Annotated in this window: 16 protein-coding genes and 1 tRNA gene; 11 read left to right on the top strand and 6 right to left on the bottom strand. The window is 62.0% G+C overall.

What is annotated here, in order from left to right; all coding sequences use genetic code 11:
• Nucleotides 1–118: 118 nt before the first annotated feature.
• Nucleotides 119–3,607, top strand: coding sequence for a PAS domain-containing hybrid sensor histidine kinase/response regulator (locus AC0NID_RS01985; RefSeq protein ID WP_473458682.1), 3,489 nt, complete (start codon nt 119–121; stop codon nt 3,605–3,607).
• A gap of 34 nt (nt 3,608–3,641) precedes the next feature.
• On the opposite strand, the gene AC0NID_RS01990 is transcribed toward AC0NID_RS01985, so the two are convergent.
• Nucleotides 3,642–4,301 carry a response regulator transcription factor gene (locus AC0NID_RS01990; RefSeq protein ID WP_473458752.1) on the bottom strand — a complete coding sequence of 220 codons (660 nt, stop codon included), beginning with the start codon at nt 4,299–4,301 and terminating at the stop codon, nt 3,642–3,644.
• A gap of 122 nt (nt 4,302–4,423) precedes the next feature.
• On the bottom strand, nt 4,424–4,861 hold the full coding sequence (locus tag AC0NID_RS01995) for a hypothetical protein (protein WP_473458680.1): 438 nt from the start codon (nt 4,859–4,861) through the stop codon (nt 4,424–4,426).
• 110 nt (nt 4,862–4,971) lie between these two features.
• Between AC0NID_RS01995 and AC0NID_RS02000 the strand changes: the two genes are divergently transcribed.
• Together AC0NID_RS02000 and AC0NID_RS02005 are read left to right on the top strand one after the other, a co-directional pair.
• The gene (locus AC0NID_RS02000) at nt 4,972–5,322 is read left to right on the top strand and encodes a DUF952 domain-containing protein (RefSeq protein ID WP_473458678.1); all 351 of its coding nucleotides are present in this window, start codon (nt 4,972–4,974) and stop codon (nt 5,320–5,322) included.
• Nucleotides 5,319–6,395, top strand: a complete 1,077-nt coding sequence (locus AC0NID_RS02005; RefSeq protein ID WP_473458676.1) for a quinone-dependent dihydroorotate dehydrogenase — start codon at nt 5,319–5,321, stop codon at nt 6,393–6,395. Before AC0NID_RS02000 ends, AC0NID_RS02005 begins: the two co-directional genes overlap by 4 nt.
• 89 nt (nt 6,396–6,484) lie before the next feature.
• On the opposite strand, the gene AC0NID_RS02010 is transcribed toward AC0NID_RS02005, so the two are convergent.
• Both AC0NID_RS02010 and AC0NID_RS02015 read right to left on the bottom strand, forming a co-directional pair.
• The gene (locus AC0NID_RS02010) at nt 6,485–6,625 is read right to left on the bottom strand and encodes a hypothetical protein (RefSeq protein ID WP_473458674.1); all 141 of its coding nucleotides are present in this window, start codon (nt 6,623–6,625) and stop codon (nt 6,485–6,487) included.
• Between the two features lie 108 nt (nt 6,626–6,733).
• Nucleotides 6,734–8,098, bottom strand: a complete 1,365-nt coding sequence (locus tag AC0NID_RS02015) for an MATE family efflux transporter (RefSeq protein WP_473458672.1) — start codon at nt 8,096–8,098, stop codon at nt 6,734–6,736.
• A 113-nt stretch (nt 8,099–8,211) separates the two neighbouring features.
• Between AC0NID_RS02015 and AC0NID_RS02020 the strand changes: the two genes are divergently transcribed.
• Nucleotides 8,212–9,117, top strand: coding sequence for a histone deacetylase family protein (locus AC0NID_RS02020; RefSeq protein WP_473458670.1), 906 nt, complete (start codon nt 8,212–8,214; stop codon nt 9,115–9,117).
• A 107-nt stretch (nt 9,118–9,224) separates the two neighbouring features.
• Here the strand turns inward: AC0NID_RS02020 and AC0NID_RS02025 are convergent, their stop codons facing one another.
• Nucleotides 9,225–9,488, bottom strand: a complete 264-nt coding sequence (locus AC0NID_RS02025) for a DUF6460 domain-containing protein (RefSeq protein WP_473458668.1) — start codon at nt 9,486–9,488, stop codon at nt 9,225–9,227.
• A 280-nt stretch (nt 9,489–9,768) separates the two neighbouring features.
• On the opposite strand from AC0NID_RS02025, the gene AC0NID_RS02030 reads away from it, so the two are divergent.
• Entirely contained in the window at nt 9,769–11,640 is a 1,872-nt protein-coding gene (locus tag AC0NID_RS02030) for an acyltransferase family protein (protein WP_473458666.1), read from the top strand.
• A gap of 80 nt (nt 11,641–11,720) precedes the next feature.
• A tRNA-Gly gene (locus tag AC0NID_RS02035) sits at nt 11,721–11,794 on the top strand.
• A gap of 10 nt (nt 11,795–11,804) precedes the next feature.
• Here AC0NID_RS02035 and AC0NID_RS02040 read toward each other — a convergent pair.
• Nucleotides 11,805–12,794, bottom strand: coding sequence for a LysR family transcriptional regulator (locus AC0NID_RS02040; protein WP_473458664.1), 990 nt, complete (start codon nt 12,792–12,794; stop codon nt 11,805–11,807).
• Nucleotides 12,795–13,108: 314 nt separating this feature from the next.
• Between AC0NID_RS02040 and chvE the strand changes: the two genes are divergently transcribed.
• From chvE to AC0NID_RS02065, 5 genes are all read left to right on the top strand, one after another.
• Nucleotides 13,109–14,173 (top strand): multiple monosaccharide ABC transporter substrate-binding protein, encoded by a 1,065-nt coding sequence (gene chvE, locus AC0NID_RS02045; RefSeq protein ID WP_473458662.1) that lies wholly within the window; start codon nt 13,109–13,111, stop codon nt 14,171–14,173.
• A 100-nt stretch (nt 14,174–14,273) separates the two neighbouring features.
• On the top strand, nt 14,274–15,806 hold the full coding sequence (gene mmsA / locus AC0NID_RS02050) for a multiple monosaccharide ABC transporter ATP-binding protein (protein WP_473458660.1): 1,533 nt from the start codon (nt 14,274–14,276) through the stop codon (nt 15,804–15,806).
• On the top strand, nt 15,803–17,095 hold the full coding sequence (gene mmsB, locus AC0NID_RS02055; RefSeq protein WP_473458658.1) for a multiple monosaccharide ABC transporter permease: 1,293 nt from the start codon (nt 15,803–15,805) through the stop codon (nt 17,093–17,095). The genes mmsA and mmsB overlap by 4 nt, the downstream gene beginning before the upstream one ends.
• Nucleotides 17,096–17,361: 266 nt before the next feature.
• A complete protein-coding gene (gene araD1 / locus AC0NID_RS02060) occupies nt 17,362–18,348 on the top strand; it encodes an AraD1 family protein (RefSeq protein ID WP_473458656.1) in 987 nt (328 codons plus the stop codon).
• A gap of 188 nt (nt 18,349–18,536) precedes the next feature.
• Entirely contained in the window at nt 18,537–19,532 is a 996-nt protein-coding gene (locus tag AC0NID_RS02065; RefSeq protein ID WP_474033414.1) for an ISAs1 family transposase, read from the top strand.
• Nucleotides 19,533–19,673: the final 141 nt, after the last annotated feature.

A 19,673-nucleotide genomic window follows, 5' to 3' on the forward strand; every position in this document is an offset into this window, starting at 1 on the left:
CATGATTGCCCGAAGCCGCGGCCATCATGCGCCGAAAGCCGCGATGGACTTGCTCGCCAAGCTGTGATTGCGTCTCAGCAGGCCGGATGCAAAACCGGCAAGGGAGGGTTTTCAGGCCGTGCAGGGCTGGTTCATCGTCATCATCGCGATCGCCTATGTGACGTTGCTGTTCGCCATCGCCAGCCTCGGCGACCGGCGCTCGACGACATCCGGGTCCGACCTGGCCCGACCCTTCATCTATGCGCTCAGCCTGGCGATCTACTGCACCTCCTGGACCTTCTTCGGTTCGGTGGGGCTGTCCTCCGAGCGCGGCCTCGAATTCCTCGGCATCTATACCGGACCGGTGCTGGTGTTCGTGTTCGGCTTTCCGCTGCTTCGGCGCATCGTCAGGCTGGCAAAGACCGAGAAGATCACCTCGATCGCGGATTTCCTCGGCGCCCGCTACGGCAAGAGCTTTACCGTTGCGGCGATCGCCACGCTGATCGCGACGATCGGCGCGGTGCCCTATATGGCGCTGCAATTGAAGGCGATTTCCGGCTCGGTCAGCCTGATGGTCGAGCATTATACCGGCGCGCCGCCGTCTTTCGATCCCTTTGTCAGCGACATCTCGCTGGTCGTCGCCATGCTGCTTGCGCTGTTTGCGGTGCTGTTCGGCACGCGCCACGCCGACGCCACCGAACATCAGGACGGGCTGGTGCTGGCGGTGGCGGTCGAAACCGTGGTCAAGCTCGCCGCCTTCCTGGCGATCGGCCTGCTGGTGACCTTCCTGATCTTCGGCGGCCCAAGCGATATGGTCGACAAGCTCGCGGAGAATTCGCAAGTAAGGCAGGCGATGGGTTACAGCACGTCGCTTGCAACCTGGCTGGTGCTGACATGTTTGAGCGGTTTCGCCATCATCATGCTGCCGCGCCAGTTCTACGTCACCATCGTCGAGAACCGCAGCGAGGCCGAGCTGCGCACCGCGACATGGGTGTTTCCGCTCTATCTGGTGGCGATCAACCTTTTCGTGCTGCCGATCGCGCTTGCCGGCCTGGCGCTGGTCGGCACCAGAACCAGCAGCGATCTCTACGTCTTGTCGCTGCCGCTGCTCAGCGGCCACGATGTGTTGGCCATGGCTGCGTTCATCGGCGGTCTGTCAGCGGCGACCGCGATGGTGATCGTCGAAAGCGTCGCGCTGTCGATCATGATCTCGAACGACCTCGTCATTCCGCTGTTCGTGCGCCGCCTCCTCAAGACCACGACGTCCGAGAACGAGGACTGGTCGACGCTCATCCTCAACGTGCGGCGGGCGGCGATCTTTATCATGCTGTTCATCGCCTTCCTCTATTATCGCGAGAGCACCGACAGCGCACGGCTCTCCTCCATCGGCCTGATGTCCTTCGCCGCGATCGCGCAGTTTGCGCCTGCCTTTATCGGCGGACTGATCTGGCGCGGCGCCAACGGCAGGGGAGCCGTACTCGGCATGGTTGCCGGCATCGTCGTCTGGGGCTACACGCTGCTGCTCCCCTCGCTTGCCGTGCCGGATACCGGCATCGTCGTCCACGGCCTCTTCGGTTTCGAAGCATTGCGCCCACAAGCGCTGTTCGGCACCGTCGCCGAGCCACTGAACCACGGCGTCTTGTGGAGCCTGTCGATCAACACGCTGTTCTTCGTGTTCGGCTCGCTGTCACGCGCGTCGGTGCCGCTGGAGCGCATCCAGGCGTCGATTTTCGTGCCACGCGAGGCGAGCCCTATGCCGAGCCTGCGCCGCTTCCGGACCACCGTCACCGTCAACGATCTCAAGGACACCATCGCGCGATACCTCGGCGTCGAACGTACCGAACGGTCCTTCCAGTCGTTCGAAGAGAGCAGTGGTACTTCGCTGCACGGCAACGAGCAGGCCAGCATGGACGTCATCCGCTTCTCCGAGCAGCTTCTGGCGAGTGCCGTCGGCTCCTCCTCGGCCCGGCTGATCCTGTCGCTGCTGCTGCGCCGCAACGACCGCGAATCCAAGGACGCCTTCCGCCTGCTCGACGACGCCACCGAGGCGCTGCAGCACAATCGCGACCTGCTGCAGATCGCGCTCGACCAGATGGAGCAAGGCATCACCGTCTTCGACAGGGATTTCCGCCTGATCTGCTGGAACCGCCAGTATCGGGCCCTGTTCGACCTGCCCGACGAGATGGGGCAGGTCGGCGTCTCGCTCGACCGCATTCTGCGCCACCTTGCCGAGCGCGGCGACATTCCGGCAGATCAAAGGGTAACAATGCTCAACCGCCTCACCAGTTTCGTCAGCCCGTGGCAGATGGAACTGAAGACCAGCGGCCGCATCCTGGAACTGCGCTCCAACCCGATGCCGGACGGCGGCATCGTCGCCACCTATGCCGACATTTCGGGCCGCGTCGAGCAGGACCTGGCGCTCAAGCGCGCCAATGAATCGCTGGAACAACGCGTCAAGCACCGCACCGTCGAACTGACCCGTGTCAACGAGGAGCTGGCGCAGGCGCAGATGCTGGCGGAGGAGGCCAATCTCGGCAAGACGCGCTTCCTCGCTGCCGCCGGTCATGACATCCTGCAGCCGCTGAACGCTGCCCGCCTTTATTGCTCATCGCTTATCGAAAAGGCCGGCAAGGGCGCTGCCGGCCGGGCCGCGATCAACATCGAATCCTCGCTGGAATCGGTCGAGACCATTCTCGGAGCGGTGCTCGACATTTCCCGTCTAGATGCCGGTGCGATGAAACCGGACGATACGGCCTTCAATCTGGACGGACTGCTGCGCCAGATCGGCAACGACTTCCAGCCGCTTGCCGCCGAGAAGAAACTCGGCCTGACGATCATGCCATCGTCGCTCAGCGTGACGACCGACCGCAATCTGTTGCGCCGCCTGATCCAGAACCTCGTCTCCAATGCCATCAAGTATACGCGCCATGGCCGCATACTGGTCGGCGTGCGGCGGCGCGGCGAATTGGCCGAGATACAGGTGATCGATACCGGCATCGGCATTGCGGGCGACAAGCTGAACACGGTCTTTCACGAATTCACCCGGCTCGACGAGGGCGTGCGCGAGGCAGAAGGCCTCGGTCTCGGCCTGTCCATCGTCGACCGCATCGCTCGCGTCTTGCGCCTCGAGCTCCAGATCTTTTCAAACCCCGGCAAAGGCACGCGCTTCTCCGTCATCTTGCCGGTCGCGACGGTGCAGGAGCCGCGGCGCGAGGTCGAGGCGAAGGCGCCGGTCCGCACTGCTGCTTCGCTTGCCGGGCTCCGCGTGCTCTGCATCGACAACGACGCCCGCATCCTCGGCGGCATGCGGCTGCTGCTCGAGGGCTGGGGCTGCAGCGTCGACACTTTTTCCGGCTCGGATGATCTCGAGGGCTCCGGCATGCATCGCCCCGACATCGTGCTTGCCGACTATCATCTCGACGGCGAAACCGGTCTCGAGATGATCGCTAAACTGCGCGCGATCCATGGCCAGGACCTGCCGGCCGTGCTGGTCACCGCCGACCGCTCGAGCGAGGTGCGCGCGGCTGCCGGCAAGCTGGACGTGCCGGTGATCAACAAGCCGCTCAAACCAGCGGTGCTGCGCTCGATGATGGCCAGGGTCAGGCCACTGGCGTCGGCGGCCGAGTAGCGACCATATCGTTCTGTTGACCCGGACGCCGAGCTCAGCCCGCCGCCGGCAGCGGGTCGCTGCCGATCTTGGACAGCAGGATCACCGCCTGGGTGCGGCTGTCGACGCCAAGCTTCTGCAGGATGGCCGAGACATGCGCCTTGATCGTCGCTTCGGAGACGCCGAGTTCGTAGGCGATCTGCTTGTTGAGCAGGCCTTCGGCAAGCATGCCGAGCACCCGGGTCTGCTGCGGCGTCAGCGCCTGCAGCCGCTTGATCAGATCGGAGATCTCGGGATCGCGCTCGACGCCGAGATCGATGCCGGTGGGCGCGGCGATGTCGCCGGCAAGCACCGACTGCACGGCGCTGCGGATCTGCTCCATGCTGGCCGATTTGGAGATGAAACCCGAGGCGCCGAGATCGAGCGCGCGGCGGATGGTCACCGGGTCGTCGTGCGCCGACACCACCACCAGCGGCACCGTCGGATGGATGCCGCGTAGCGAGATCAGACCGGAAAGGCCGCTTGCGCCCGGCATGGACAGGTCGAGCAGTACCAGATCGACATCCTCATTGGCCACGACCAACGCCTTGGCGCTTTCGAAATCGCCGGCCTCGTGAATGCCGGCGACATCGCCGATGCCGGCAAGCGCCTCTCTCAGAGCGCCGCGAAAAAGCGGATGGTCGTCGGCGATGACGAAAGTGTAGCCTGACGGCACATGTTCCTCCCCGAATCCCATTGATTGTCTGCTTCTTGCGGGATCAGTCGAACGATTATGCGGCGATATCAGCCATTTTCAAGTACAAAGCTCATGCGCCGGGCTTTCCCCGGCGAACGTGCTCAGGTCTTTTGCGAATTGGGTCTGGCGCCATCCTCGCCGCTGTCCTCTTCCATATCCTTGACGATGCCCATGAAGCCGCGCAGGAAGCGTTCCATGTAGCTCATCGTTTTGTTGAAATCCTCCTCGCTGGGCAAGGTCGATTCGAAGCGGGCGGACAACGAGTTTTCGAGCTTGACGACACGCTCGTCGAGCGCCTTCACCGAACTCTGCAGCCGGTCGACCTCGTCCTGGAAGGCGGCGCGTTCGTCGGCCGCCATCTTGCAGACGAGCTGGCCGGAGCGCTCCTCGCAGATCGACATGGCACCGGTCTGCGTGTCCATGCGGACATAGCCGTTGGGCGACTTTTCCAGCCGGTAGCGGTCGGTTTCCTGGGAAAAGGCTGATACCGCAACGAGCGAGACGAGTGTTGCGGGGATCAAGACGTGTTGCGGACGCATAGTGTCCTCCATGAGCTAGTAAGCGCAATCTATCGCATATTTGCGCCGGAAATGGGGAAGAACCCTGGCGCACCCTTCCCCGTATGGTTGGTTCGGACTATAGCGCAACCATGTCTCAGATTATCTACAAGATAGTGCCTGAAGCGCTGTGGCGCGAGGCCGAAAGAAATGGAAGCTTTACCGGCGCGCCGATCGACGTCGCCGACGGCTTCATCCATTTTTCCACCGCCGGCCAGGCCAGGGAAACGGCGGCAAAACACTTTGCCGGCCGGACCGGGCTGCTGCTGGTCGCCATCGATGGGGCAAAGCTGGGTGATGCGCTGAAATACGAGGTCTCGCGCGGCGGCGCGCTGTTCCCGCATCTTTACGGCCCGCTCGACCTCAAGGCCGTAGTCCGGGTGCAACCATTGCCGCTCGGCACCGATGGCCTGCACCAATTCCCGACGCTGGAGGCCGAATGAGCGTGCTCGACCGTCTCGGCCAGAGGTTCCTGTTCGCATTTGATCCGGAAGCAGCCCACGGCCTGTCGATCGCAGCGCTGAAATGCGGGCTGCCGGTCATCCGGGGTCCCGCGCGCGACGAGAGGCTGACAGCCAGCATCTGCGGCATGGATTTCCCCAATCCGCTCGGCATGGCTGCCGGCTACGACAAGAATGCCGAGGTTCCCGATGCATTGCTTGGCCTCGGCTTCGGCTTTGCCGAGGTCGGCACGATCACGCCGCTGCCGCAGGCCGGCAATCCGAAGCCGCGCATTTTCCGGCTGACATCGGACGAAGCAGTGATCAACCGGCTGGGCTTCAACAATGAGGGCCATGAGGCCGCCGAGAAGCGGCTCGCCGCCCGCAAAGGCCGCGCCGGCATCGTCGGCATCAATATCGGCGCCAACAAGGACAGCACCGACCGCGTCGGTGACTATGAGCGCGGCGTTGTCAGGTTTGCGCCACACGCCTCCTATCTGACGGTCAACATCTCTTCGCCGAACACGCCTGGCCTGCGCAACATGCAGGCGCGCCAGCAACTTGGCGAACTCCTGTCGCGCGTCATGGCCGCACGCGCGGCAGCCTCGGCACAGCCGCCCATCTTCCTCAAGATCGCGCCGGACCTGCTCGAAGCCGAACTGGCGGACATCGCCGCCGAGATCACCGACAAGGCAATAGACGGCGTCATCGTCTCCAACACCACCGTTGCGCGGCCGGCCCTGCGCAGCGCCGGCCTTGCCGGCGAGACCGGCGGGCTTTCGGGAAAACCGTTGTTCGAGCGCTCGACCGTCGTGCTGGCCAAGATTCGGAAACTGCTTGGCCCGGACCGCGCCATCATCGGGGTCGGCGGCGTCGATTCCACCGATACGGCGCTGGAGAAGATCCGCGCCGGCGCCGATCTCGTCCAGCTCTACACCGGCATGATCTATGCCGGGCCTTCGCTGCCGGGCCGCATTCTTTCCGGGATGATCCGTTTTATGGAAAAAGAGCGGCTTAAATCCGTCCGCGATCTACGTGACAGCCGCCTCGACTTCTGGGCGTCGAAGCAACTCTAAAGCGCATCGCGTTTGAACGGATTCATGCGAGGCGCTTGTTTCCAATGTCCCGGCTCGAGCACCCGCTCTCTGCGCTCGTGCGGTCGTGGTCAATTGCGACTGACGGTCCGCTCGCAGATGGCGCCGCCGATGGCAGGCAACAGCCCAAAAAGCAGCAACTGGGGCGTTCCGCCGACGCCGAAAATTGGGGAGAGGATGAACGCGACGAGCAGCCCCAGCGCCGCGCCCAAGATATATAGCAGGTAACTTCGCACAAGCTTCCCCCGGGAACGAATTGGTGATCGGGCTGCTGGAAAACGTAACGAAATCGACCCGAAGTGCAAGCGCGTCGCCGACGCTCAGGACACGGCTTGGAACGCAGTCCGCACCCGCAGACGCAAAATGGCGAGCAGGCTGAAACCGCGTACCAGCAGGAAGACATGCAGCGCTGCCCACAGGCCGTGATTGCCGAACGCCGGCGCCAGCGTCAGCAGCGCCGCGCAGAAGACGAGGAAGGACAAAAGCATCATGTTGCGCATGTCGCGCGACCAGGTCGCACCGATGAAGACGCCATCCATCTGAAACGCCAGCACGCCGCTGAGCGCGGTAAACACCGCCCAGGGCAGATAGATGTCGGCAACGGCGCGAACGTCTTTTGAGGTCGTGATCAGGGCGACCAGATCAGTACCGCCCAGCAAAAGGACAAGCGTGGCCGTGGCCGCCAGCCCGAAGCCCCAGAACAGGGTCAGCCGCACCGCCTGGCGGAATTGCACGGCGGCACGCGCGCCGACAGCCCGTCCGGCAAGCTGTTCGGCCGCCGTGGCGAAACCGTCGAGGAAATAGCCGGCGATGAGAAAGAAATTCATCAGCACGGCGTTGGCGGCCAAGGTCACCGTGCCGAATTGTGCGCCCTGGCGGGTGAACAGCGCGAAGGCGGCGAGCAGCGAAAACGATCGGATCATGATGTCGCGGTTGAGCGACAGCATGCGCAGGAATGCCGACAGGTCGAGGAGGCGATGGCGCGGCAGCCGGGGTGCTGCCCGGAAACGCCTGATGACGATCGCCAGGCCAAGCAGCATGGCGACAAATTCGCCGGCGACGGTCGCCCAGGCGACACCGGAAACGCCCCAGCCGAGCTTCAGCCCAAGCAGGATGCAGAGCGCGATGTTGATGCCGTTCAGCACCATTTGCAGCATCAGTCCGAGCCCGCCCTCGCCGCGCCCCAGCACGTAGCCGAGGATGGCGTAGTTGATCAGCGAGAACGGTGCGGCGAGCAGCCTGATGCGGATATAGACGGCCATCGCTTCGCTGACGCGCGGCTCGGCACTGATGAACCATTGTCCAGCAATGGCGACCAGTGGCGCAAGGGCTGCAAAAACGATACCGGCGACGACGGCGATCAGCACGGCGCGCCAGAACACTGCTTGTTCCTCCAGTTCGTCACCGCGCCCCACAGCCTGGGCGACGAGGCCGGTGGTGCCGGAGCGCAGGAAATTGAAGCAGGTGAAGACGACGTCGAAGACCAGGGCGCCCGCCGCCAGGCCACCGAGAAGGGCAGCGTCGCCGAACTGCCCGACGACCGCGGTGTCGACGATGCCGAGCAGCGGCGTCGTCAGATAGGCAAGCGTCATCGGCACCGCGATGGCGAGCACCGAGCGGTTGGTTACGACGAAGGACCGGCCGTTGGCCGTTGCTGACACCTGATCCAGGGTCCGCTTCCCCATTGCGGCTTGATCGAACAGCCGATGTGCCCCAGTTTCCGGACGCCGCGCAAGCACTCATCGCGCCACGGCCAACCGAATTCCAGAGCTGGCGCAGGCCTGTCGGACACCACCTCATGCCCCTGCAGATCGTTCATCATCCCAACTACGACGCCGGCTTCGCCGTCAGCCATCGCTTCCCGATGAGCAAATACAAGCTGCTGATGGAAGCCCTGCACGCGCGCGGACTGGCCGGGCCCGCCGCGCTCAACGTGCCCGAACCGGCGCCGGCATCATGGCTGAAGCTTGCCCATGCCGCCGGCTATGTCGACCAGGTGCTGGCCTGCGAAGTGTCTGAAAAAATCGAGCGCGAGATCGGCTTTCCAGTGAGCCCGCGCGTCTCGCTCAGGGCGCAGCTCGCAACGGGCGGCACCGTGCTGGCGGCGCGGTTGGCCTTGCTGAACGGCATCGCCTGCAACACCGCCGGCGGCAGCCATCATGCGCGGCGCGCGCAAGGCGCCGGCTTCTGCACCTTCAACGATGCTGCCGTGGCCGCACTGGTGCTGCTTGCCGAAATTGGCACCAGCAACATTCTGATCGTCGATCTCGACGTGCATCAGGGCGACGGCACGGCGGACATTCTCGGCGACGAGCCGCGCGTGTTCACCTTTTCCATGCATGGCGACCGCAACTATCCGGCGCGCAAGATCGCTTCCGACCTCGACATCGCCCTGCCCGACGGCACCGGCGATGCTGCCTATCTCGAACGGCTGGGCGGCATCCTCCCGGAACTCACCGCCAGGGCGCGCTGGGACATCGTTTTCTACAATGCCGGGGTCGACGTCCATGCGCAAGACCGGCTCGGCAGGCTGTCGCTGTCGAACGAGGGGGTGCGGAACCGCGACGACATGGTGATCCGTCATTTCCGCGCCCTCGGCATCCCGGTCTGCGGCGTTATCGGCGGCGGCTATTCGACTGACGTAGCGGCCCTCGCCGCGCGCCATGCCATTCTGTTCGAAGTGGCTTCAGGCTTCGCCCTATAGCTTGTCGTTCGGGGCATGATCCTTTCCGAAAACCGTTTTCCACTTTTCGGGATCATGCCTTGTCGCTCGGGCATGATCCTGATGCGGACCTTCGGTTCGGCCCTGCTTTATTTCCGGTAGTTGGCGATCCTGAGCAAGATGAAAACCGGAACGACGATCGCCGCGCCCAGCAGAATATAGCCGAGGAAACGGTCGATGGCGCGGAAGCCCAGATTCCAGAGGTCGACGAAGAATTCCCGGATGCCGTAGAGCACATCCATCGGCGACCAGCCGAAGGCGTTCATGACGAGGCCGACGAGGAACGACACCACCAGCAGCTTCAGGATCACCCGGAGCGGCGTATCGCCGAGAAAGCGCGTCAGTGCGGACAAGGCTTGTCTCCAGATTCCGTTGCCCCGATTCTTCGGGGGTACAGGTTCAGAAATACGCACTTGCCGCGCTAGCATCAAGGCAGCAGCCCGAATCCAGTTGCCCCGGACGGCCGTTTGCCGGATTGTCTGCTCGCCAGCCTTGACACTTATGTTGCAGCGCAGCAAAATTGGGACGGCAGAGGGTAACCAGTTGATATCGATCTGCCAGATACACTCGTATTGCCCGGTTATGGACGAACTACGCCGGCTTGCCGTAATCTGCAAAAATAGGACTTATTGAATGAAGTACAGGCGCGATATCGATGGCCTTCGCGCCGTTGCGGTGCTGCCGGTTGTACTCTTCCATTTCGGAATCTCGGCAATTCCCGGCGGCTTTACCGGCGTCGATATCTTCTTCGTCATATCCGGCTACCTGATCACCGGAAGCCTTCTGGACGACCTTGAACGCGGCCAGTTCTCGATCGTCAGCTTCTACTGGCGCCGTGCCCGACGCATTCTGCCTGCTTTGATCTTTGTCACGCTTCTCGCATCCATTGCGGCATTGTTCATTCTTCTGCCGTCGGATCTGCATGAATTCAGTCTCAGCGTCATAGCGGCCTCGACGTTCTGGTCGAACATCTACTTTTGGAAAACCTCGAACTACTTCTCCATCGATGCCGAACTCCGACCGCTTTTGCACACCTGGTCGCTTTCGGTCGAGGAACAGTACTACATCTTTGCCCCAATCCTGATGTTCCTGATCTATCGCTACTTTGCGAAGCGCTGGCTGACGATACTGCTGCCGATCATTCTCGGCAGCTTCGTGCTCGCAATCATGGCGACATGGCTGGCGCCTAATGCGGGTTTCTACCTGCTGCCGACACGGATCTGGGAACTTATGCTGGGCGCCGTGCTCATGCTGAAACGCCCCCCGCCCTTGAGCAACCGGTTTCTTATGGAACTGGTCGGGTTGGCCGGATTTGGCCTTCTCGCCATCGGATTCTTCACGATTTCGGAGAGCGATCCGTTTCCGGGCTATAATGCCTTGTATCCGTGCCTCGGGACGGCCCTCCTTATCTATGTTGGCCAAAATACCCCCTCGGTGACCGTTACCCGCATACTCGAAGTCCGACCGCTGGTCTGGATCGGTCTCATCTCATATTCGCTGTATCTCGTTCACTGGCCGATCAATGCGTTCGCGCACTATCTTTCATTACAAAAACTCGACCCGTCGGTGACCGTTGCGATGACGGTTGCAAGCTTCGCACTGGCTGCATTCTCCTGGAAGTACATCGAGCAGCCGTTTCGGCAGAAGAGGACCTTCACCGCCCCGGCGCCCATCTTCGCCTTTTCAGCGGGCGCGATCGCTCTGCTTTGCGTTGGCGGGACGGCCGGGGCGCTCGGCAACGGCTTTCCGCAACGGTTCCCCGACTTTGCCCAGCAGCGGATTCCTGTCGGGGACTGGCGTAACGGCATCTGTTTCAACGAGGGCTCCAGCCGGATCGAAAGCTGGAATATCGAGGACTGCACGCTCACCAGCGGCTTTCCCACGACCGTCTTGCTGTGGGGCGACTCGTTCGCCGCCCACTATGTTTCAGGCCTGGACGCCAACGCAAATCACCTTCAAGCCAACATCGTGGAATATACCTACGCAGGCTGCCCACCGATTCTCTCTTACTTCTCCTACGCACGCCCGGATTGTAAGCGGTTCAATCAGCAGGCTCTGAAGGTCATCCGGGACGCCGGCATCAAGACGGTTGTACTCAGCGGCCGGTGGACTGACTACGAGGCCAGAAGTTTCGACGGCCTCCAGCAAACGATCGATACGCTTCGCGGCATGGGTGTGCGCGTGTTCGTCATCGGCCAGTCTCCGCAGTTCATAACCGACGTTCGTAAAATCGCGTTCTTCGCAAAGCGCGAAAATCTCGACGATACATCCTGGCCAATGGCCATGGATCCCGACATCAACGAACGTGTGCGCTCATTCACCAAAGGCGCCACCTTCATCGATCCGCTGAAATTCCTCTGCAGTGCAGGACGCTGCTCCTACACCGACGCGGGCCAGTTTCTCTATTTCGACTATGGCCATTTCTCGTCGATCGGGGCCACGCTGGCGATTTCGAAGTATTGGCCGGCTTTTGCGGCTGACAATGCCCTTGCCACGACGGAGTAACGGACGGGCGGCTGGCAAACGCACGAGTGCGCGCTTAACGATTGCCCGAACGCCGGCTTGCGTGGTAACGAGGCAATTGCGCGGGTATGATGTAATGGTAGCTTGTCAGCTTCCCAAGCTGAACGCGCGGGTTCGATTCCCGCTACCCGCTCCAGCCTCCTCTCTCAGCCCACCTCCCTTAAAATGAAGTCGTGCAGCATCTTGGCCGCCGGCGACAGTACGCGGTTCTTCACGGTGATCAGGCTGTAGGGTCTGACCTCGATGTCGAACTCGGTCTGGACGACGTCGATGGCGCCGGCCAGCCCCTCGGGGTTCTGGATGAACTTCGCCACCTGGACCGACACCGGCGCGATGGCGTCCGACTGCGCGACCATGACCAGGGTCAGGAGCAGGGAGCTGGTGTTGAGGATGCGGTCCGGCAGCGCGATGTTGCGGTTCAGGAAATTGCTTTCCATCGCCTGGCGCAGCGGCGAGCCGCCCGACTGGAAGACCCAGTCGTAGGCGGCGGTCTGCTCCAGCCGCACCACCTTGCTTTTGGTGAGCGGGTGACCGCGGCGCACGATGAGGCAGGCTTTTTCGACACCGATGACGCGAGCCTCGAACAGCCGTGGATTGAGGTCGTCGGGGATGCGCGCAATGATGAAATCGTGACGCGTGGCGATCAGCTCACGCGCCAGCACATTGGAGGTCTCGACCTGCATGGTGATCTCGATGCGCGGATAGATGCGCCGGATTTCGCGGATGGCCGGCACGGCAAGCTCGATCGCCGGCGCGGTCACAGCGCCCAGGAACACCGAGCCGCCCTTGCCCGCCTTGAGTTCGGATATTTCGCGGTCGACCTCACGCATCTCGAGCAGGATCGAACGCGCGCGCCTCGCCAGCGCCTTGCCATAAGGCGTCAGCGTGATTCCGCGCGGCAGCCTTTCGCACAGCTTCACGTCGAGGACCGCCTCCATCTCGGCGATCATGCGCGAGGCGGCGGGCTGCGAAATGTTCATCACCTGGGCCGCCGCACTCACCCGGCCATGGTCGTCGAGGGCTGCGATCATGCGCATGTGGCGCAGGCTGAGGCCGCTGCGCAGCAGAGTTTCGCCGTTACCGGGAATTTCTTCGTAACCGACTGAAAGTCCGGCAGGATTCCGCAGTGCCGCCATGGGTCTTCGTTTGCTCCCCGCGCATGGTCCGGCAATCCGGCCAAGTTTCCATCCGCCCTAATACATATCAGTTTCGATATAGCAACCATCAAAGATCGCATTTGACAGTTATGGCAAAGGACCACACCCTTTGCGCGTCCTGAAGCTTGACCGTCGCCAGCGAAAAAAATCGCATCGATCGGAACCAGAGTCTCAGGGCCGATTGGGAGGATACCGGAGATCGATATGACGGCAGCGGTGCGTTTTTGGCGCTCCTGCACGATCGCGCGGCCCACGAAACCCAGGGTGCGCGTCCATCAACCAGGGAGAATAATGTGAAGATCATCAAGACACTGGCCGCCGTCGCGGCTCTTGGCATTGCGGCCATGACGGTCCCGGCGCAGGCAGGCGAAGGCCTCGTCGGCGTGCTGATGCCGACCAAGACCTCGCAGCGCTGGATCAACGACGGCGACGCCGTCAAGTCCCAGCTCGAGGCTCTGGGCTACACTGTCGACCTGCAATATGCGCAGGACGATATCCCCAATCAGCTCAGCCAGTTGGAAAACGAAATCACCAAGGGCCCAAAGGCGCTGATCATCGCCTCGATCGACGGCACCACGATGTCGGACGCGCTGCAGAAGGCGGCTGACGCCGGTGTCGTCGTCGTCGCCTATGACCGCCTGATCAAGAAAACCGCGAACGTCGACTACTACACCACTTTCGACAATTTCGGCGTCGGCGTCATCCAGGCCAAATCGCTGCTCAAGGGCCTCGGCTTTCCCGAGAACAAGGGTCCGTTCAACGTCGAGCTGTTCGGCGGTTCGCCGGACGACAACAATGCCTTCTTCTTCTACGACGGCGCAATGTCGGTGCTGCAGCCACTGATCGACGACAAGACCCTCGTCGTGAAGTCCGGCCAGATGGGCATGGACAAGGTCGGCACGCTCCGCTGGCTGGCGGCGACCGCCCAGGCACGCATGGACAATCTGCTTTCCGCCAACTACTCGGATGGCAGCCGTGTCGATGGCGTGCTCTCGCCGTATGACGGCCTCTCGCGCGGCATCATCGCCTCGTTGCGCGCCGTCGGTTACGGCACGGCCGATCAGCCATGGCCTATCGTCACGGGCCAGGACGCCGAGACCGCTTCGGTCAAGGCGATCATCGCCGGCGAGCAGTACTCGACCGTGTTCAAGGACACTCGCGAACTCGCCAAGGCGACGGTCGAACTCGTCGACAAGGTGCTCTCGGGCGGCAAGCCGGAAGGCCTCGACACCACGACCTACAACAACGACGTCAAGGTCGTTCCCTCGATCCTGTTGACGCCGCATGATGTCGACAAGTCGAACTACCAAGCGCTGGTGGTCGACTCCGGCTACATCAAGGCCGACGAGCTGAAGTAACCTCTGATATAGAGACTGGGGTCCTGCGCAGCGCAGGGCCCCTTTTCGTTAACCAGCGAGGCCGGTATGTTTTGCCGACCTCGGAGGAGTTTAATTCCTAATGACCTCGACGATTTTGGAGATGCGCGACATCACCAAGACGTTCCCCGGCGTCAAGGCGCTGTCCAACGTCAATTTGCGCGTCGAAGAAGGCGAGATCCATGCCGTGGTCGGAGAGAACGGTGCCGGCAAGTCGACGCTGATGAAGGTGCTGTCGGGCGTGTATGCGTCCGGCACCTATGACGGCGCGATCGTCTACCGTGGCGAAGAATGCCATTTCAAAGGCATTCACGACAGCGAGCGCCACGGCATCGTCATCATCCACCAGGAACTTGCGCTGGTGCCGATGCTGTCGATCACAGAGAACATCTTTCTCGGCAACGAGCACGCCAGATACGGCATCATCGACTGGAATGCCAATGAGACGCGCACCAGCGTCCTGCTCAAGAAGGTGGGCCTCAAGGAGGACCCCAAGACGCTGATCACCAATATCGGGGTCGGCAAGCAGCAACTGGTCGAGATCGCCAAGGCGCTCAGCAAGGAAGTGAAGCTGCTGATCCTTGACGAGCCAACCGCGAGCCTGTCTGAAAAGGACAGCCAGGCGCTGCTCGATCTATTGCTCGAATTCAAGCGGCAAGGCATCACCTCGATCCTGATCTCGCACAAGCTCAATGAGGTCAACCGGGTCGCCGACAAAGTTACGATCATCCGTGACGGGCGGACCATCGAGACGCTGGCCAAGAAAGACATCCGCGAGGACCGCATCATCACATCGATGGTCGGCCGCTCGCTCGATAACCGTTTCCCGCCACGCGAGCCGAAGATCGGCGAGACCGTGCTCGAAGTGAAGAACTGGTCGGTCTATCATCCGATCCATGCCGAGCGGCAGGTGATCAAGAATATCGATATCGACGTCCGAAAGGGCGAGGTGGTCGGCATTGCAGGGCTGATGGGCGCCGGCCGCACCGAATTCGCGATGAGCCTGTTCGGCCGGTCGTATGGTCGCCACATCACCGGCGAGGTGCGCCTCAACGGCAAGCCGATCGATCTCTCTTCGGTGAGCAAGGCGGTGGAACACGGCATTGCCTACGTCACCGAGGACCGCAAGACCTACGGGCTCAATCTGATCGATCACATCAAGCACAATATCACGTTGGCCAACCTCCCCGGCGTGTCGCGCCATAGCGTGATCGACGATTTGCGCGAACTCTCCGTCGCCAACGAATACAAGGCCAAGACCAACATACGCTCGTCCAGCGTCTATCAGATGACGGGCAATCTGTCGGGCGGCAATCAACAGAAGGTGGTGCTGTCGAAGTGGCTGTTCGCCAACCCGGAAGTGCTGATCCTCGACGAGCCGACGCGCGGCATCGACGTCGGCGCCAAATATGAAATCTACACGATCATCGCGCGTCTCGCCTCCGAGGGTAAGGCGATCATTGTCATTTCGTCGGAGATGCCTGAACTGCTTGGCATCACCGACCGCATCTACGTCATGAATGAAGGACGCATGGTGGGAGAAATGGCCGCCGCCGACGCCAGCCAGGAAAAAATCATGCGCGCCATCGTCCGGGGAGAAGGAAAAGCATCATGAGCACCGAAAGCGCTCCCGGGCCGCAGAGCGGCGTCGCCCAAGACCTACAGCAGACACCTCGCGTTGCCGTCTCGGCGCTGGTCACCAACCTACGCGAATACGGCCTGATCCTGGCGCTGATCGCCATCATGGTGTTCTTCCAGTTCACAACGTCCGGAACGCTGTTCAAGCCGGTGAACCTGAGCAATCTGGTGCAGCAGAACAGCTTCATCATTGTGATGGCGCTGGGCATGCTTTTGGTGATCGTCTCCGGCCATATCGATCTCAGCGTCGGCTCCGTCGCGGGATTCATCGGCGCGCTGGCGGCTATGATGATGGTCATCTGGCCGCTCGGTCCTTTGAGCAATCCGCTGGTGGTGTCGATCATCTGCCTGATCGTCGGTGGCGCAATCGGCGCGGCACAAGGCTACTGGATTGCCTATCACCGAATACCCAGCTTCATTGTCACGCTGGCAGGGATGCTGATCTTCCGCGGCATCTGCCAGGCGCTGCTGGGTGGCGGGTCTTCCGTGGGGCCGCTTCCGATCGGCTTCAAGGCGCTCAGTTCCGGCTTCATTCCGGACGTGATCGGCTCGTTGACGCTGATCCCGCCGGTCGTGAACGCCGCCGGCAAGACCATCGTCGGCAGCGGGCTGACATTGCACATGACGACGATCGTGATCGGCCTCGTCGCGGTGTTCGCCTATGCCTATTTCGGGCTCAGGGCGCGGCGCAGCCGCGAGCGGCATGGCTATGAAGCCGAACCTTTCTCGCTGTTCGTCGTCAAAACCCTGGTGACCAGCGCTCTGGCGCTGTTTCTGGTCTACCAATTCGCCACCTACAGAGGCCTGCCGATCGTCCTCATGGTGATGGGAGTGCTGATCGCCCTGTTCGTCTTCGTCACCAAACGCATGACGATCGGTCGCCGCATCTATGCAATGGGCGGTAATGCCAAAGCGGCGCAGCTGTCAGGCATCAAGACCGAACGGCTGACCCTGCTGGTGTTCGTCAATATGGGCGTGCTGTCGGCGCTTGGTGGCCTGATCATCGCGGCGCGGCTGGGGCAGGCTGTGCCGGCGGCGGGCCTCGGCAGCGAGCTCGACGTCATCGCCGCCGTGTTCATCGGCGGCGCTTCGGCGATGGGCGGCGTCGGCCAGGTCATCGGCGCTGTGGTCGGCGGTTTCATCATGGGTGTCATGAACAATGGCATGTCGATCATGGGCGTCAATGTCGACTGGCAACAGGTGGTCAAAGGCCTCGTGCTGCTCGGCGCCGTGGTCTTCGACGTCTACAACAAGAACAAGGGTTAAGCCGAGCGAGGAAACGAATGCATGTCGCCCAACATGCATGAAGGCAAGGGTTAAAGCGCGCCTCTCTTCAAACGCGGCGCGCTTTAAGAAGACAAACGGGTCACATCGCGGCGCGGCAGAACGGCGCAAAGAAGTCCCTGAAGGACCAGGCTCGCGAGCGCAATCCCAACGAAGAATTTCACCCGTGGCGCGGATACCGTCCGCGCTGCGCGAGGTGGGGTTGGCCGAGCGGCAGCCAGGCCAAGGCAATTGAGAGAGGGTACATCATGCTGATTTCCCAGATCCTCGACGAGGCGGAGACCATCCGCGTCGTCGCCCGCAACGGCGGCAAGACCCGGATCATCAACGGCGCCCGGAGCGTCTATTCGCTGGCGATGGAGGCTGCGCGCACCGGCACCGGGCTCGCCGCCCTCATCGAGCGCAAGGGGTTCGGTGAAGCGGTCGATCTCGATGCCGCCTACAAGAAGGGGCGGCTCCTGTCACCGATCAACCATCCCGACCCGGCGCATCTCCACCTCACCGGCACCGGGCTGACGCATCTCGGCTCCGCCGCGACCCGCGATTCCATGCACAAGAAGCTCGACGGCGAAGAGCAACTCACCGATTCCATGAAGATGTTCCGGATGGGGCTGGAAGGCGGCAAGCCGGCCAAGGGCCAGACGGGCGTGCAGCCGGAGTGGTTCTACAAGGGCAACGGCACCATGGCGGTGGCGCCCGGTGCGGCACTGCTGTCGCCCGCCTTCGCCCAGGATGCCGGCGAGGAGCCGGAAATCGCCGGCATCTATGTCATTGGCGACGACGGCGCCCCGTTCCGCGTCGGCTTCACGCTGTCAAACGAGTTTTCCGACCACGTCACCGAGCGCGTAAACTATCTCTTCCTCGCGCATTCCAAGCTGCGCAACGCTTCGTTCGGACCGGAGATCCTGATCGGCGACCTGCCGTCCGATATCAGGGGATCCTCGCGCATCATCCGCGACGGCACGCTGCTATGGGAAAAACCGTTCCTGTCGGGCGAAGCCAACATGTCGCACACCATCGCCAATCTCGAACATCACCACTTCAAATATTCGGCCTTCCGCCAGCCGGGCGACGTGCATGTGCATATGTTCGGCACAGCGACGCTGTCGTTCGCCGACGGCATCAGGACGGAGGCTGGCGACGTTTTCGAGATCGAGGCCAAGGATTTCGGCCTGCCGCTGCGCAACCCGCTCGAAATCGAGCAGCCGGTGAAGGTGGCCGTGAAGGCGCTTTGATCGGGTGTTCTCCCCCTTGAGGGCAGGGGAATCGCATATGGGATTTTTCTGTTGCGTTGAAGGCGGGGAAGGATTCTTGAGAATGGCAGTTTAGCAAAGGAGCGACTGCCATTTCCTGTCTGGATAGTTGTTTTGAGGCGCTGCCTGACCCGCGGGCTGGTAATGCCTCGCATCGGCTTGGCGACATCATGGTGATGATGGTGGCTGCGAGCCTGTGTGGAGCGACGACGGCGACCGAGTTTGCCTTGTTTGCCGAGAACCGCAAGGCGGTGCTTTCGCGGCTGATCGACTATGATAGTGCGCCTAGCCACGACACCTTCTCGCGGTTGCTGCGGCTGATGGACCGGCAGGCGTTCGAACGCGCTTTCGCCGTCTTTGCCGCCGGTTTCGCTCAGGCCGTTGCCGAGACCGATGGTGAAGTCGTGGCACTCGATGGTAAAGCCCTGCGGCGCGCCTACGAGAAAGGGCAGGCTGCCAGCCCGCCACTGACGGTCTCGGCCTTCGCCACCACGACCCGGTTGTGTCTGGCAGCTTCGTCGCCGGGGCTTGGCGAGAACGAGGTCGAGGCGGCGCTGAAAGTTGTCGAACTGATTGATTTGACGGACAAAATCGTTACCGCTGATGCCCTCCACTGCCACCGTCGCATGGCCAAGGCTATCATCGATCGCGGTGCCAATTACGTGCTGGCTTTGAAGGGCAACCGCCGTTATTGGCGACGCCAGGCCGTAGAGCAGTTCGTCCGCTCTATCCCGCAAAGCGCACAAAAGGCCGAGTTCAGCCATGGCCGTGAAGAGTGGCGCCAAGCCGAAGTCATTCCCGCCGAAAAACCTCTCATGCCGGGTCATACCACCTATCTCCGCATCACCACGCGCCGCGGCCAAGACAAGCCGAAAAGCCGTCTGTTCATGGGCTCCAGCCTCCTCACGCCCGAACAGGCGCTCGATATCACAAGGTCCCACTGGCAGATCGAAAACGGCCTCCACTGGATGCTCGATGTTCACTTCGATGAAGACCTTAGCCGTGCCCGAAAAGACAATGCTCCCGCCAACACCGCTATCCTCAACAGGATCGCAAAAAACATCCTGCAGAGCGCCGATCTGCAGAAAGTTCCCATCAGTCACCGTATCAAGAAATGCGCATGGAACGACGACTACCTCATCAACGCTCTGAGCCATATGCGATAGCCCTGCCCTTGAGGGGGAGATGTCACCGAAGGTGACAAAGGGCGTCGTCTCACATAAATGGCCAACGCAGTCTCTCGTGGCGGGCGGTGGCACGTTACGCGCAACGACCCCTCTGGCCTGCCGGACATCTCCCCCTCAATG

This window comes from Mesorhizobium sp. WSM4821 (genome assembly GCF_055901555.1).